The organism is Rhizobium sp. LCM 4573 (assembly GCF_001854865.1).
Taxonomy (GTDB): Bacteria; Pseudomonadota; Alphaproteobacteria; order Rhizobiales; family Rhizobiaceae; genus Neorhizobium.
In genome coordinates this window covers 87,401-101,943 of record NZ_MDDW01000005.1, presented here as the reverse complement: position 1 = coordinate 101,943, position 14,543 = coordinate 87,401, and the positions used below count along the sequence as shown (strand labels likewise).

Annotated in this window: 12 protein-coding genes; 10 read left to right on the top strand and 2 right to left on the bottom strand. The window is 63.0% G+C overall.

Annotation, left to right across the window (positions count from 1 at the left end):
- Together LCM4573_RS11335 and LCM4573_RS11330 are read right to left on the bottom strand one after the other, a co-directional pair.
- Window positions 1-501 (bottom strand): CinA family protein, encoded by a 501-nt coding sequence (locus LCM4573_RS11335; RefSeq protein WP_071006395.1) that lies wholly within the window; start codon window positions 499-501, stop codon window positions 1-3.
- Window positions 498-1,691, bottom strand: coding sequence for a bifunctional 2-C-methyl-D-erythritol 4-phosphate cytidylyltransferase/2-C-methyl-D-erythritol 2,4-cyclodiphosphate synthase (locus LCM4573_RS11330; RefSeq protein ID WP_071006394.1), 1,194 nt, complete (start codon window positions 1,689-1,691; stop codon window positions 498-500). Before LCM4573_RS11330 ends, LCM4573_RS11335 begins: the two co-directional genes overlap by 4 nt.
- 168 nt (window positions 1,692-1,859) lie before the next feature.
- On the opposite strand from LCM4573_RS11330, the gene dusB reads away from it, so the two are divergent.
- The 10 genes from dusB to LCM4573_RS11280 all read left to right on the top strand — a co-directional run bounded on the left by dusB (window position 1,860) and on the right by LCM4573_RS11280 (window position 14,501).
- Entirely contained in the window at window positions 1,860-2,879 is a 1,020-nt protein-coding gene (dusB, locus tag LCM4573_RS11325; RefSeq protein WP_071006393.1) for a tRNA dihydrouridine synthase DusB, read from the top strand.
- The gene (locus LCM4573_RS11320) at window positions 2,876-4,012 is read left to right on the top strand and encodes a nitrogen regulation protein NR(II) (protein WP_071006392.1); all 1,137 of its coding nucleotides are present in this window, start codon (window positions 2,876-2,878) and stop codon (window positions 4,010-4,012) included. The genes dusB and LCM4573_RS11320 overlap by 4 nt, the downstream gene beginning before the upstream one ends.
- Window positions 4,009-5,460, top strand: a complete 1,452-nt coding sequence (gene ntrC / locus LCM4573_RS11315) for a nitrogen regulation protein NR(I) (protein WP_071006391.1) — start codon at window positions 4,009-4,011, stop codon at window positions 5,458-5,460. The genes LCM4573_RS11320 and ntrC overlap by 4 nt, the downstream gene beginning before the upstream one ends.
- Before the next feature lie 169 nt (window positions 5,461-5,629).
- Window positions 5,630-7,903, top strand: coding sequence for a PAS domain-containing sensor histidine kinase (locus tag LCM4573_RS11310; protein ID WP_071006390.1), 2,274 nt, complete (start codon window positions 5,630-5,632; stop codon window positions 7,901-7,903).
- Window positions 7,893-9,257, top strand: a complete 1,365-nt coding sequence (locus LCM4573_RS11305) for a sigma-54 dependent transcriptional regulator (protein ID WP_071006389.1) — start codon at window positions 7,893-7,895, stop codon at window positions 9,255-9,257. Before LCM4573_RS11310 ends, LCM4573_RS11305 begins: the two co-directional genes overlap by 11 nt.
- 52 nt (window positions 9,258-9,309) lie before the next feature.
- On the top strand, window positions 9,310-10,686 hold the full coding sequence (trkA, locus tag LCM4573_RS11300; RefSeq protein WP_071006388.1) for a Trk system potassium transporter TrkA: 1,377 nt from the start codon (window positions 9,310-9,312) through the stop codon (window positions 10,684-10,686).
- 23 nt (window positions 10,687-10,709) lie between these two features.
- Window positions 10,710-11,573: a D-amino-acid transaminase gene (locus LCM4573_RS11295; RefSeq protein WP_071006387.1), complete on the top strand. Its 864-nt coding sequence runs from the start codon at window positions 10,710-10,712 to the stop codon at window positions 11,571-11,573.
- Window positions 11,574-11,682: 109 nt separating this feature from the next.
- Window positions 11,683-11,925 (top strand): RNA chaperone Hfq, encoded by a 243-nt coding sequence (hfq, locus tag LCM4573_RS11290; RefSeq protein WP_046792193.1) that lies wholly within the window; start codon window positions 11,683-11,685, stop codon window positions 11,923-11,925.
- A 75-nt stretch (window positions 11,926-12,000) separates the two neighbouring features.
- Window positions 12,001-13,335 (top strand): GTPase HflX, encoded by a 1,335-nt coding sequence (hflX, locus tag LCM4573_RS11285; RefSeq protein WP_071006386.1) that lies wholly within the window; start codon window positions 12,001-12,003, stop codon window positions 13,333-13,335.
- Between the two features lie 146 nt (window positions 13,336-13,481).
- The gene (locus tag LCM4573_RS11280; RefSeq protein WP_071006385.1) at window positions 13,482-14,501 is read left to right on the top strand and encodes an acyltransferase; all 1,020 of its coding nucleotides are present in this window, start codon (window positions 13,482-13,484) and stop codon (window positions 14,499-14,501) included.
- Window positions 14,502-14,543 lie beyond the last annotated feature (42 nt).

The window sequence follows — 14,543 nt, the reverse complement described above, 5'->3', positions numbered from 1 at the left end:
CTATTCTCGGGCGGTTTCCACCAGCATGTCCAGAGCCGTCCTCACGGTCGCGAGCCGCACCTCATCGCGGCCGATATCGCCGTAGCGCATCTCCCGGTGGATGAGTTTTCCCGCGCGGGCCTTCGCGGCGAGGTGGACGAGGCCGACCGGCTTTTCCGCCGATCCGCCGCCGGGGCCGGCAATGCCCGTGACCGCAACCGCCAGCGAGGCGCGCGACCGGTAAAGCGCGCCATGGACCATCTGCAGCGCGGTTTCCTTCGACACGGCTCCGAAAGCGGCAAGCGTGCCTTCGGTCACTCCGAGCATGTCGGTCTTGGCCTGGTTGGTGTAGGTCACGAAGCTGCGGTCGACCACGGCCGAGGAGCCGGAAATCTCTGTCAGCGCACCGGCGATCAGCCCGCCGGTGCAGGATTCCGCTGTGGCGACCATCAGCTTGCGTGCCGAAAAATCGGCAATGATGCGCTTTGCCTGTTCCTCGATATCGGCCGGAAAGATGCTCACCGGCTTTCTCCGCGATAGACGACCGTCGCAGTCGCGATCGCGGCGATGCCTTCGCGGCGGCCGACGAAGCCGATCTTTTCGTTGGTCGTCGCCTTGACCGAGCAGCGGTCGAGGGAGATTTCGAGGATCGCGGCGAGATTTTCGCGCATTGCCTGCCTGTACGGGCCGACTTTCGGCGCCTCGGCGATCAGCGAAACATCCGCGTTCATGATCGTTCCGCCGTGCTCGCGTACGACCCGTGCGGCATGCTCCAGGAATATCTTTGACGGCGCGCCTTTCCACTGCATGTCGGAGGGAGGGAAGTGATCGCCGATATCGCCCGCGCCGCAGGTGGCGAGCAGGGCGTCGGTCAGCGCATGCAGCGCGACGTCGGCATCCGAATGTCCCTTGAGCTTCTGATCGTGCGGAATGAATACGCCGCAAAGGATCACGCCATCGCCCGGCTCCAGCTGATGCACGTCGTAACCGTTGCCGGTGCGCACGTCCGGAAGCGCCATGCGGGAAAGTTTTTCGTCAGCCAAATCGATATCCCGTTTGAGGGTGAGCTTGATATTGTCGGGCGAGCCCTCCACCATCCGGACCGCAAGCCCCGCCCATTCGGCGATGGAAGCGTCGTCGGTGAAGTCGGCGCGCCGCAGGGCGGCTGCCTTTTCGTGCGCCGCGCGAATGGCCGCAAGATGGAAACCCTGCGGCGTCTGAGCCGAGTAGAGCCCGGCGCGCGGAACAGTCTCATGCACCAGGCCATCGGCGCTGCCGCGCTTCAGAGTATCGGTGACCGGCATGAGCGGCAGCGCGCCGTCCTCTCCGGCCGCAAGCGCATCCGCTACCCGGTCGAGCAGCGCATGGTCGCAGAAGGGGCGGGCGGCATCGTGGATCATCACATGGGTGGCGTCGGTGCCGGAAAGCACCCGCAGGCCCTCGAAGACCGAACGCTGGCGGGTGTCGCCGCCGGATGTGGTGATGACGCGCCCGACATCGGCTACCCCCGAGGTCGCGGCGGCGAACAGTCCGTCATCGTCCGGGTGGGTTACGACGACCACCGGCCCGCTCCGTGGCCAGGAAAGGAAGCATTCGAGCGTGCGGGCGATCACCGGCCGGCCGCCGATCGGACGATATTGTTTCGGCCCTTCCTCGGGCGCGCCGGCCCGCTCGCCGCGGCCGGCCGCGACGATGACGATGCCGATTGTCATGGATTTGTCGCTCACGCGGCTTAACCCGTTTCTCGTCCTCAAGGAATTGACAGGCGAGCACTATAGACTCAAAACGCCGTTTTCCAGCAGGGCGCACAAAAATATCGCAATCAGGGAATTGCTCTTGGCAAACGCCTGCAAGCTGAATAAAAATAGTGCAGAAATCTCATGTGCCCGAAAGATCATCATTTGTTTTTTCAAGATCTCGCCAAGCCTTTCCGGATTGGACCGGTCGCCATCCGCAACCGTGTCGTGCTGGCTCCGATGTCCGGCGTGACCGATTTGCCCTTCCGCAGGCTTGCCTGGCGCTTCGGGGCAGGGCTCGTCGTGACCGAGATGGTCGCCAGCCGCGAGCTCGTGCTGAACCGCGGCGAATCCTGGGCGCGGCTGAGGAATGCCGGCATGACCCCGCATATGGTGCAGCTTGCGGGACGCGAGGCTCAGTGGATGGCCGAGGCCGCCAGGATCGTGGTCGATAACGGTGCCGATATCGTCGATATCAACATGGGATGTCCGGCGAAGAAGGTGACGGGCGGTTATTCCGGCTCCGCGCTGATGCGCGATCCCGACCATGCGCTCTCGCTGATCGAGGCGACGGTGAAAGCCGTTAACGTACCGGTGACGCTCAAGATGCGGCTCGGCTGGGACGAAAACTCCATCAATGCGCCGGAGATTGCGCGGCGCGCCGAGGAGGCGGGCATCCAGCTCGTCACCATTCACGGCCGTACCCGCATGCAGTTCTATGAGGGTCGCGCGGATTGGGATGCCATCCGCCTCGTCCATGATGCGGTCTCCATTCCCCTTATCGCCAACGGGGACGTGGAAAGGCCGGAGGATGCCGAGGATATTCTGAAGCGCTCCGGCGCCGATGCGGTCATGGTCGGGCGTGGCGCGCAAGGGCGGCCCTGGCATGTCGGCGCGCTTGCCGGCCATCCGGGCCCGATCGGCGATGACATCGCAGCGCTGGTTGCGGAACACTACGAAATGATGCTCGAATTCTATGGCCGCGAAGCCGGCCTTCGCCACGCGCGCAAACATCTCGGCTGGTATCTGGACCGCTTCGCTGCGGACCTCCCGGTCGACGAAAAAGCGGCGATCATGGTGTCGAAAGACCCCGCCGAGGTGACGCGGCGCATGGTCTCGGCCCTGACCGAGACGGCTGGTCTTGCCCGCAGGGAGGCCGCATGACGAAGTCGTCCGTCCAGACGGACGGCCTTGCCATGGCCGTCCTCAATTCCGTGCAGAATCCGGTCATCCTGGTGGATGCCGTAGGCCGGGTGGCCTTCGCCAACTGGGAGGCGGAGGCCTTTTTCGGCGCTAGCGCCTCGCATCTGGCCAAGCAGAAGATTTCCACCTTCATTCCCTTCGGCAGCCCGCTTCTGGCGCTGATCGACCAGGTGCGCGAGCGCAGGGCGCCGGTCAACGAATATCGCGTCGACCTCTCGTCGCCGCGCCTCGGCCAGGAAAAGCTGGTCGATCTCTATGTCGCGCCGGTGGTCAGCGAGCCCGGCTCGGTCGTGGTGGTGTTTCAGGAGCGCTCGATGGCCGACAAGATCGACCGGCAGCTCACCCACCGCGCCGCCGCTCGTTCGGTCACCGGCCTGGCCTCGATGCTGGCCCACGAGATCAAGAACCCGCTTTCGGGCATTCGCGGCGCCGCGCAGCTGCTGGAAACGTCCGTTGCCGATGAGGACCGCGCGCTGACGCGGCTCATCTGCGACGAGACCGACCGCATCGTCTCGCTGGTGGACCGGATGGAAGTCTTTTCCGACGAGCGCCCGGTGGATCGGGTACCGCTCAACATCCATTCCGTGCTCGACCACGTGAAGGCGGTCGCCAAGGCGGGCTTTGCGCGTGATATCAAGATTTCCGAGCTTTACGATCCATCGTTGCCTCCGGTCTATGCCAATCGGGACCAGCTCGTGCAGGTCTTCCTGAACCTCATCAAGAATGCGGCGGAAGCGGTCGGCGACCAGCCGGACGGCGAGATCATGCTGACGACGGCCTACAGGCCGGGCATCCGCTTGTCCGTTGCGGGCACGCGGGAGAAGATTTCCCTGCCGCTCGAGTTCTGCGTCATCGACAACGGACCGGGCGTTCCGCCCGACCTGTTACCACATCTGTTCGATCCCTTCATCACCACCAAGACCAACGGTTCCGGCCTCGGGCTCGCGCTCGTGGCCAAGATCATCGGCGGGCATGGCGGCATTGTCGAATGCGACAGCCAGGCCCGCCGCACCATCTTTCGCGTTCTGATGCCCATGCATAGGGAAGACAGCCTCGAAGGCCGACCCCTGAACTCCACAGGAACTGCTATATGACTGCCACGATCCTTGTCGCCGACGACGACGCGGCCATCCGCACCGTTTTGAACCAGGCGCTGACCCGCGCCGGCTATGACGTGCGGATCACGTCCAACGCCGCCACCCTCTGGCGGTGGATTTCCGCGGGCGAGGGCGATCTGGTGGTGACCGACGTGGTGATGCCGGACGAGAACGCCTTCGATCTTCTGCCGCGCATCAAGAAATCGCGGCCGGAGCTGCCGGTTCTGGTCATGAGCGCTCAGAACACTTTCATGACCGCCATCAAGGCCTCGGAAAAGGGGGCCTACGACTATCTTCCGAAGCCTTTCGACCTGACCGAGCTGATCGCCATCATCGGGCGGGCGCTCGCCGAGCCGAAGCGCAAGCCGGCGCGGCTGGACGACGAGATGCAGGACGGCATGCCGCTCGTCGGCCGCTCCGCCGCCATGCAGGAAATCTACCGCGTGCTGGCGCGTCTCATGCAGACCGACCTGACGCTGATGATCACGGGCGAATCGGGTACGGGCAAGGAACTCGTCGCCCGCGCCCTGCATGATTACGGTAAGCGCCGGAACGGGCCGTTCGTGGCCATCAACATGGCGGCGATCCCGCGCGACCTCATCGAATCGGAACTCTTCGGCCATGAGAAGGGCGCCTTCACCGGCGCGCAGAACCGCTCCACCGGCCGTTTCGAACAGGCCGAGGGCGGCACGCTCTTCCTCGATGAAATCGGCGACATGCCGATGGATGCCCAGACGCGTCTTCTTCGCGTCTTGCAGCAGGGCGAATACACGACCGTCGGCGGGCGCACGCCCATTCGCACCGATGTCCGCATCGTCGCCGCCACCAACAAGGACCTGAAGCAGCTCATCAACCAGGGCCTGTTCCGCGAAGACCTCTATTACCGGCTGAACGTCGTGCCGCTGCGGCTGCCGCCTCTTCGCGACCGGGCAGAAGATATTCCGGATCTCGTCCGTCACTTCATCCAGATGGGCGAGAAGGAAGGGCTTGACCCCAAGCGTTTCGATATCGAGGCGCTCGACCTGATGAAGGCCTATGCCTGGCCGGGCAATATCCGCGAACTCGAAAACCTCGTGCGGCGCCTCATGGCGCTCTATCCGCAGGACGTCATCAGCCGCGAGATCATCGAGACGGAATTGCGTGCCGACGTGCCGGATAGCCCGATCGATAAGGTGGGCCCCCGTACCGGCTCGCTCACCATCGCCCAGGCGGTGGAGGAAAACATGCGGACCTATTTCGCGGGCTTCGGCGATAACCTGCCGCCTCCCGGCCTCTACGACCGCGTGCTGACCGAAATGGAATATCCGCTGATTCTCGCCGCGTTGACCGCAACTCGCGGCAACCAGATCAAGGCGGCCGATCTCCTCGGCCTCAACCGCAATACGTTGAGGAAAAAGATCCGCGAACTCGGCGTATCGGTCTATCGCAGCTCCCGCGCGAGCTGAGCTCCGCTTGACACCTGCTCGGAATTCGTTGCATTTTCGCCACAATGCGTTGCTTAAAGGTCACGCATGGCGGACTTGGAATTTCCGGTGGCGGCAGACCGGCGACTTCCTCGAACGGCGTTCGTTTCACCCGATGAAATGATTCCGCGAGGAATGGGGAGTTTATTCGATGACGCAGCGTGCGACCGCGCCGATGGCTGACGAGGAGCCGTCAGGGGCCGTRCAGGACCGGAGAGCCTCCTTCGCTCTGCCGGGGCTTCTGCTTGGCGGCGGCGCGCTCATCTGCGCCATGCTCACCCTTTTCGTGCTGCTCGGGCTTACCCCGATCGCGCCGACCACGAACGTGGTGATCGCTTCCGCAGTCCTCAATTCCTTCTTCATTCTGGGCCTGATGTACCTGATCGGCCGCGAGGTCTCGCGCCTCGTCAAGGCGCGGGCCAGGGGGCGTGCCGCCGCACGCCTTCACGTGCGCATCGTCGTGCTCTTCTCCATCGTCGCCATCACGCCCGCCGTATTGGTCGCGATCTTCGCCAGCCTGACGCTCAATGTCGGTCTCGATCGCTGGTTTTCGCTCCGCACCCAGGCGATCGTGCGCTCGTCGTCGGACGTGGCGCGCGCCTACCAGCTCGAAAATGCGAGCTACCTTCAGGGACAGACGGCCTCGATGGGCAATGACCTGGAGCGCAACCGGGCGATGTTCTACCTCGACCGTACCGGCTTCATCGAGCTGATGACGCGGCAGGCGCGCGGGCGCGGCATGCTCGGGGCCTTCCTCGTGCGCGAGGACGGGCAGGCGGTCGCGCAGGCCGATATCAAGACCGAGCGGCCGCTGCCCGCGATCCCCCAGGATGCGCTGCAAAGCGCCGCCAAGGGGCAGCCGACGCTCATTCCCCCCGGTGTCACCAATCTTGTCGGCGCGGTCATCAAGCTCGACGGAATATCCGGCACGCTTCTCTATACGATCCGGGCCGTCGATCCGAAGGTGATGTCGGCGATGCGGCTCATGGAGGAGAATACGGTCGAGTACCAGGCCATGCAGGCAGGCCGGACCTCGCTGCAGCTCGCCTTTGCGGTGCTCTATCTCGGCTTTGCGCTGATCGTGCTTCTCGCCGCGATCTGGGCCGCCATCGCGGTGGCCGACAGGATCGTCCGGCCGATCCGCCTGCTGATCAGCGCGGCCGACAGCGTGTCGACCGGCAATCTGGACGTGGTGGTGCCGGTGCGCGCCGCCGACGGCGATGTCGGGAACCTTTCGCGCACCTTCAACAAGATGATTTCGGAAATCCGCAGTCAGCACGACGAAATCCTCGAGGCCAAGGACGAGGTGGACGATCGCCGCCGCTTCATCGAGGCGGTGCTTTCGGGCGTGACAGCTGCCGTGATCGGCGTGGAGGACGATCGCCGCATCACGATCGCGAACCCTTCCGCGGAAGAGTTCCTCGGCCTTCCGGCAGAGAAGCTGGTGGGCGAGCGGCTGCAGGATCTCGCGCCCGAGATCGATCAGGTCCTGACGGAGGCGGCGGCGCGTGCCCGCGGCGAATTCCGCAAGCAGGTGAACCTGATGCGCGGGGGCAAGGAGAGGACGCTTTCCGTGCAGGTGACGCGGGAGGAGCAGCGCTCCCCGAACGATTCCTACGTGATCACGCTCGACGACATCACCGATCTCGTCATCGCCCAGCGCTCCACCGCCTGGGCGGACGTGGCGCGCCGCATCGCGCATGAGATCAAGAATCCGTTGACGCCGATCCAGCTTTCCGCCGAGCGCCTGAAGCGGCGCTACGGCAAGCAGATCGACGAGAGCGACCGCGCCGTCTTCGACCAGTGCACCGATACGATCGTGCGCCAGGTGGGCGATATCGGCCGCATGGTCGATGAATTCTCCTCCTTCGCGCGCATGCCCAAGCCCGCAAAGGAGGAGGCCGACCTCAGGGATATCCTGCGGGATGCGGTTTTCTTGAGGGAGATGGGAACCACCCATATCGACTTCCTCAAGGATCTCGGCGAGGAGCCGTTGGTCGGCATGTTCGATGCGCGCATGCTCGGCCAGGCTTTCGGCAATCTGGTGAAGAACGCGGTGGAGGCCATCGAGGCGGTTCCCAGCGATCAGGAGCGCGACGGACGCAAGGTGCTTGCGCGCGCCCGCTTCGATCACAACCGCGATCTGTTCGTGGTCGATATCGTCGATAACGGCAGCGGCCTTCCGACCGAGAACCGGCATCGGATTCTCGAACCCTACATGACCATGCGTGAGAAGGGCACGGGCCTCGGACTCGCGATCGTCAAGAAGATCATCGAGGAACATGGCGGGCAGCTCGAACTGCACGACGCGCCCGCCGATTTCGATCATGGCCGCGGCGCCATGATCAGGGTGCTGCTGCCGCATGTCGTGYATGCGGCCGCGCCCGGAACCGAMAATAACAAGGAAGTGGCATATGGCGTCTGATATTCTGGTCGTGGATGACGAGGCGGATATCCGCGATATCGTTTCCGGCATTCTGTCCGACGAAGGGCACGAAACGCGCACCRCTTACGACAGCGACAGCGCGCTTGCGGCCATTTCGGACCGCGCGCCGCGGCTCGTGTTCCTGGACATCTGGATGCAGGGCTCCAAGCTCGACRGCCTGGCCCTGCTGGACGAGATCAAGAGCCGCCATCCGGAGCTGCCGGTGGTGATGATCTCCGGTCACGGCAACATCGAAACCGCTGTTTCGGCGATCAAGCGCGGCGCCTTCGATTTCATCGAAAAGCCGTTCAAGGCGGACCGGCTGATCCTGATCGCCGAACGGGCGCTCGAAAATTCCAAGCTCAAGCGCGAAGTCAGCGAGCTCAAGAAGYGCGCCGGCGATGCGGCGGAGCTCGTCGGTACCTCGGTTGCCGTCTCGCAGCTTCGCCAGACGATCGACAAGGTGGCGCCGACCAACAGCCGCATCATGATTTTCGGACCGTCCGGAGCCGGCAAGGAACTCGTCGCCCGGATGATCCACAAGAAGTCGTCCCGCGCGGGCGGGCCCTTTGTGGCGCTGAATGCCGCTACCATCACTCCGGACCGGATGGAGGTCGCGCTGTTCGGCACGGAAGGCGCTCCCGGCCAGCCGCGCAAGATCGGCGCGCTGGAAGAGGCCCATCGCGGCATTCTCTATCTCGACGAAGTGGGGGAAATGCCGCGCGAGACCCAGAACAAGATCCTGCGGGTGCTGGTCGACCAGCAGTTCGAGCGGGTCGGCGGTTCCAAGCGGGTGAAGGTGGACGTCCGCATCATCTCGTCTACCGCCTACAATCTGGAGAGCCTGATTGCCGAAGGCTCCTTCCGCGAGGACCTCTATCATCGTCTCGCGGTGGTGCCGGTCAAGGTGCCGGCGCTCGCCGAGCGGCGGGAGGACATACCCTTCCTCATCGACATGTTCATGCGCCAGATTTCCGAGCAGGCGGGCATCCGTCCGCGCAAGATCGGCGAGGATGCGCTTGCCGTCCTGCAAGCGCATGACTGGCCGGGCAATATCCGCCAGCTGCGCAACAATATCGAGCGGCTGATGATCCTTGCCCGCTCCGATGGCCCCGATACGGCGATTTCGGCCGACATGCTGCCCACCGATCTGGGCGACATGCTGCCCAAGGTTTCCTCCAAGGGGGATTACCACATCATGACGCTGCCGCTTCGCGAGGCGCGGGAGATGTTCGAGCGGGACTATCTCATCGCCCAGATCAACCGGTTCGGCGGCAATATCTCCCGCACGGCCGAATTCGTCGGCATGGAGCGCTCCGCCCTGCATCGCAAACTGAAATCGCTTGGCGTATAACCGTCCGCATCCTTGAGTCTACAGGCGGCGCGCCACCGATGAAAGTCCAGTCATGAAAGTCATCATTTGCGGAGCGGGGCAGGTGGGCTACGGCATCGCTGAGCGCCTGTCGCAGGAGGACAACGACGTTTCGGTGATCGACACCGAGGCTTCGCTGATCAACGTGATCACCGAGACCCTGGATGTGCGCGGCTATGTGGGCCATGGCGCGCATCCGGACGTGCTTGCCAAGGCGGGTGCGGAAGACGCCGACATGATCATCGCCGTCACCCTGCACGACGAGGTCAACATCGTCGCCTGCGAGGTGGCGCATGCGCTTTTCAGCGTGCCGACCAAGATCGCCCGCATCCGCGCGCAGAACTATCTGCAGCCGGAATATGCCGATCTCTTCAGCCGCCAGAACATGGCGATCGACGTCACGATCTCGCCGGAAGTCGAGGTCGGCAAGATGGTGCTGCGGCGCATCTCCTTTCCCGGCGCGACCGATGTCGTGCGGTTCGCGGACGACCGCATCTCTATGGTGGCGATCGAATGCATGGAGGATTGCCCGGTCGTCAACACGCCGCTCCAGCAGCTTTCGCAGCTCTTTCCGGATCTGATGGCGACCGTGGTGGGCATCTACCGCAACGGCCGCGTGCTCATCCCCCGCTCGGCCGACCAGCTCGAGGTCGGCGATCTTGCCTATGTGATAGCCCAGCGCGAGCATGTCCGCCGCACGTTGGGCCTGTTCGGGCACGAGGAGCAGGAAGCCGGCCGCATCATCATCGCCGGCGGGGGCAATATCGGCTATTACGTCGCCCGCACGATCGAGGAGCATCAGCCGCGCACGCGCATCAAGATCATCGAGAGCAATCGCGAGCGCGCGCTTGCTATCTCGGAGCAGTTGCGCAACACGATCGTGCTGCACGGTTCGGCCCTCGACCAGCATATCCTCGCCCAGGCGGATATTCAGGAAACCGATTTGATGGTGACGCTGACCAACAGCGACCAGATCAACATTCTCTCGGCGGTCATGGCCAAAGCCAATGGCTGCAAGTCGAACCTGGTGCTGATCAACAGTTCCTCCCTCAACCAGGTGACGGATTCGCTCGGCATTGACGCGCAGATCAACCCGCGCGCCGTCACCATTTCGCGCGTCCTCCAGCATGTCCGCAAGGGGCGCATCCGCTCCGTGTATTCGGTGCAGCAGGGAACGGGCGAGGTGATCGAGGCCGAGGCGCTGGAAACCTCTCCGCTCGTCGGAAGGCCGTTCCGCGAACTCGATCTGCCGGACGGCATCCGCATCGGCGCGATCTATCGGGGCGGCGAGGTGCTTCGCCCGAGCGGCGATACGAAGATCAAGTCGCGCGACCGGATCGTTCTCTTCGCCGTTCCCGAGGCCGTTCGCGACGTCGAGCAGCTGTTTCGCGTTTCCATTCAGTATTTCTGACAGATTTCGAGCAAGGAAAGTCCATGTCGAGGATTGCGTATGTCAACGGCCAATATGTGCCGCATTCGGACGCTGCGGTGCATGTGGAGGATCGCGGTTTCCAGTTCGCCGATGGCGTCTACGAGGTCTGCGAGGTCCGCAACGGCTTCATCGTCGATCTGACGCGGCATCTCGATCGTCTCGACCGCTCCTTGCGGGAACTGCGCATGGCATCCCCCATGGGCCGCGCGGCGCTGACTTTCGTGCTCCGCGAAGTGCTAAGGCGCAACCGGGTGAGGAACGGCATCTTCTATCTGCAGGTGACCCGCGGGGTTGCGCGGCGCGACCACTATTTCCCCGCCGAGACGACCCCGCCGACGCTGACGATCACCGCCAAGAGCACCGATCCTTCGGTCGCCGCCCGCAAGTACGCGAATGGCATCAAGGTTATCACGGTTCCGGAAAACCGCTGGGACCGGGTAGACATCAAGACCGTCGGCCTGCTGCCGAACGTGCTTGCCAAGCAGCAGGCGAAGGATGCCGGCGCGCAGGATGCCATTTTCATCGATGCCGCTGGCAACGTGATGGAGGGCGCCTCTTCCAACGTCTGGATCGTCGATGCCGATGGCGTTCTGGTCACCCGGCCCGCCGAGCACGGCATTCTCAGGGGAATCACCCGCACCACGGCCATGGACGTGGCCGATAAGCTTGGGCTGCGATATGTCGAGCGGGAATTCTCCGTCGAGGAGATGATGTCGGCGCGCGAAGTGTTCTTCACCTCCGCCACGGGTATTTGCGTTCCGATCATCGAAGTGGACGGCAAGCCCATCGCAAACGGCCATCCTGGCGGCGTTTCCCAGGATATTCGCGACGCCTTTTTCGAAGTTGCGGAAAAGACAGCGATTTGATAACCAAGGCATCCGGGGGGAAGGGGAAGCACGAGGCATTCCCACCCGTCTCTAAAAGCGTGATCACTCCCGGTCTTCATCGGCCGGCAAAAAAGAAAGAAGCGGCGCTATGGCGGAACGTTCTCAGAACCTGCAGGATTTATTTCTCAATACAGTTCGCAAGCAGAAGATCTCTCTCACGATTTTCCTGATCAACGGCGTCAAGCTGACCGGTGTCGTAACCTCTTTCGACAATTTCTGCGTCCTTCTTCGCCGTGACGGCCATTCTCAGCTCGTGTATAAGCATGCGATTTCGACCATCATGCCGGGCCAGCCCCTGCAGATGTTCGAAACCGAAGAGAACGCGGCTTAAGGACAGATAGAGATAGTCATTCGCGATACCTCGAACGATTCGCTGATCCCGGAGGCCAAGCGTCACCGGGACGATATGCGCGCGGCCGTCGTCGTGCCTGTCCTGAAACAGGGCAAGGCGCGGGCCGGGCAGGGGGATGCCTTGCCCGCTCCCCAGCGCTCCAACGAGGCGCGCCTGGAAGAGGCGGTCGGGCTTGCAAAGGCGATCGATCTGACGATTACCGAGGGAATGATCGTGTCGGTCGGCCAGCCGCGACCGGCGACCCTCATCGGCACCGGCAAGATCGAGGAGATCAAGGCGCTGCTCGACGAGCATGATGCCGGTCTCGTTATCGTCGATCATCCGCTGACGCCGGTGCAGCAGCGCAATCTCGAGAAGGAATGGAACGCCAAGGTCATCGACCGGACGGGCCTCATCCTCGAAATCTTCGGCCGGCGGGCTTCCACCAAGGAAGGCACGCTGCAGGTCGATCTGGCGCATCTCAACTACCAGAAAGGCCGCCTGGTCCGAAGCTGGACCCACCTCGAACGCCAGCGCGGCGGCGCGGGCTTCATGGGCGGTCCCGGTGAAACCCAGATCGAGGCCGACCGCCGGCTCCTGCAGGAGCGTATCGTCAGGCTCGAGCGCGAGCTGGAGCAGGTCGTTCGCACCCGCCAGCTTCATCGCGCCAAACGCCGCAAGGTGCCGCATCCGATCGTGGCGCTGGTGGGCTATACGAACGCCGGAAAATCGACCCTCTTCAACCGTATCACCGGTGCGGGCGTGCTTGCCGAGGACATGCTCTTCGCCACGCTCGACCCGACGCTGCGCCGCATGAAGCTGCCGCATGGCCGCACCGTCATCCTTTCCGATACGGTCGGCTTCATCTCTGACCTGCCGACGCATCTCGTCGCCGCCTTCCGCGCGACGCTCGAAGAGGTGCTGGAGGCGGACCTCATCCTGCATGTGCGCGATATGTCCGATCCGGACAATGCCGCCCAGGCGGGCGACGTGCTTCGCATTCTCGCCGATCTCGGCATTGGCGAGAAGGAAGGGGCCGAGCGCATCATCGAGGTGTGGAACAAGGTCGACAAGCTCGACCCCGAAACCCACGAGGCGATCACGGAGAAGGCTTCTGCCCGTGAAAACGTCATGGCGGTCTCCGCCATTTCGGGCGAGGGCATCGACGCGCTGACGCAGGAGATCGCCAAGCGGCTTTCGGGCGTGCTGACCGAAACCACGATCACCATTCCGGCAGACAAGCTTTCCCTGATTTCCTGGATCTATGGCGATGCCGTGGTGGATGACCGTCAGGACAACGAGGACGGTTCGGTGACGCTCGATGTGCGGCTGACGGAGCGCCAGGCCGCGGAACTGGAGCGCCGGCTCGGCAATGGCCCGAAACCTGTCAAGGAAGACTGGGAGCGGTAGGGCGTTTTCCCTGTGCGGATCGCCTGTCCGGAAGCGGCCGCTCGCCGCGTCATGATATTGCCCGTTTTTTGCAGTGCAAAATGAAACGTTGACGACGGCCGGGATTTTTGCAGTATCGTTGCGGGGCCGGCAATAATGGTATTTGCATGGTACAAACTCAGCCGCGTGAAGAAACCGGAACGCATCTTGCCTATCTGGATGGCTGGCGCGGTATAGCGGTACTCTTCGTAATATTGGGCCATTTCTGGCTTGATGAAATCAAGCCCGGTATTAGTACATTCGGCGTTGATCTGTTCTTCGTTTTATCGGGCCGACTGATGTCGGAAATACTGTTCGTCAAGCGAGCAGAATTGCCTACTTTCTTCTTCAGGCGTTTTTCCCGAATTTACCCGGCTCTCCTTGCGTTTGTAGTCATCACCACGCTTTTCTTTCAGGGTACCGAGTTGTCGCACGGTCCCGTGGCGGCGCTGCTTGCTTTGACGTTCACGATCAACTACGCGATGATCTATACCCATACGGTGGCATTATATGATCACCTATGGTCACTCTGCGTCGAAGAGCATGCCTATATTCTCCTGGCAGGTATCGCGTTTCTATCCCGCCGCTGGTTGTTTCCGGTCGGCGCCCTGGTCGTCGCACTCGGCGCGGCGGCGATGCTGAACGGAATCGTCCGCACGGAACTCGGCGCGAGCGTCCTTTATACCCATTGGCGCAGCGACGTTTCGGTCGCGGGCATATTCCTGGCAGGCGGTCTGTGGCTCATCCTCCGCGGGCGCCAGAGCCCGTGGTGGCTGTCGCCTGTGGCGCTGCTGCTCGCGGTCGTGGCGAAGATGCTGCCCGATCACACCCTCTCCTTCGGCCTGTCGACCTCCATGCTTGCGCTTTCGATCACCACGATCGATTCCTCGGCGGACGCTTTCCGCAAAGTCCTGTCGACCAGGGTGCTGACCTATGCGGGGCTGTGGTCGTATTCGCTCTATCTCTGGCAGCAGCCGTTCTACAAGCTCTACCGGGCTGAAACAGCTCCGACGCTTCTGCTGCTCCTGGCCGCCTTGCTGGCCGCCTTGGCGAGTTTCTATCTTGTCGAGAAACCTTCAAGAAAGGCGCTCAACAGCTTTTTCGAGAACCATCTGCGGAGGCGCATCACCGGGGAGCGGACGGTATAGGCTGCTGTCCTGTTCGAGGTCGTGGACTCATAGCGCGGTGCC

Excerpts from the sequence above, each read along its gene's own strand:
- LCM4573_RS11330 (WP_071006394.1), bottom strand. The coding sequence starts at position 1,691 with ATGACAATCGGCATCGTCATCGTCGCGGCCGGCCGCGGCGAGCGGGCC.
- dusB (WP_071006393.1), top strand. The coding sequence starts at position 1,860 with ATGTGCCCGAAAGATCATCATTTGTTTTTTCAAGATCTCGCCAAGCCT.
- LCM4573_RS11320 (WP_071006392.1), top strand. The coding sequence starts at position 2,876 with ATGACGAAGTCGTCCGTCCAGACGGACGGCCTTGCCATGGCCGTCCTC.
- ntrC (WP_071006391.1), top strand. The coding sequence starts at position 4,009 with ATGACTGCCACGATCCTTGTCGCCGACGACGACGCGGCCATCCGCACC.
- trkA (WP_071006388.1), top strand. The coding sequence starts at position 9,310 with ATGAAAGTCATCATTTGCGGAGCGGGGCAGGTGGGCTACGGCATCGCT.
- LCM4573_RS11295 (WP_071006387.1), top strand. The coding sequence starts at position 10,710 with ATGTCGAGGATTGCGTATGTCAACGGCCAATATGTGCCGCATTCGGAC.
- hfq (WP_046792193.1), top strand. The coding sequence starts at position 11,683 with ATGGCGGAACGTTCTCAGAACCTGCAGGATTTATTTCTCAATACAGTT.
- hflX (WP_071006386.1), top strand. The coding sequence starts at position 12,001 with ATGCGCGCGGCCGTCGTCGTGCCTGTCCTGAAACAGGGCAAGGCGCGG.
- LCM4573_RS11280 (WP_071006385.1), top strand. The coding sequence starts at position 13,482 with ATGGTACAAACTCAGCCGCGTGAAGAAACCGGAACGCATCTTGCCTAT.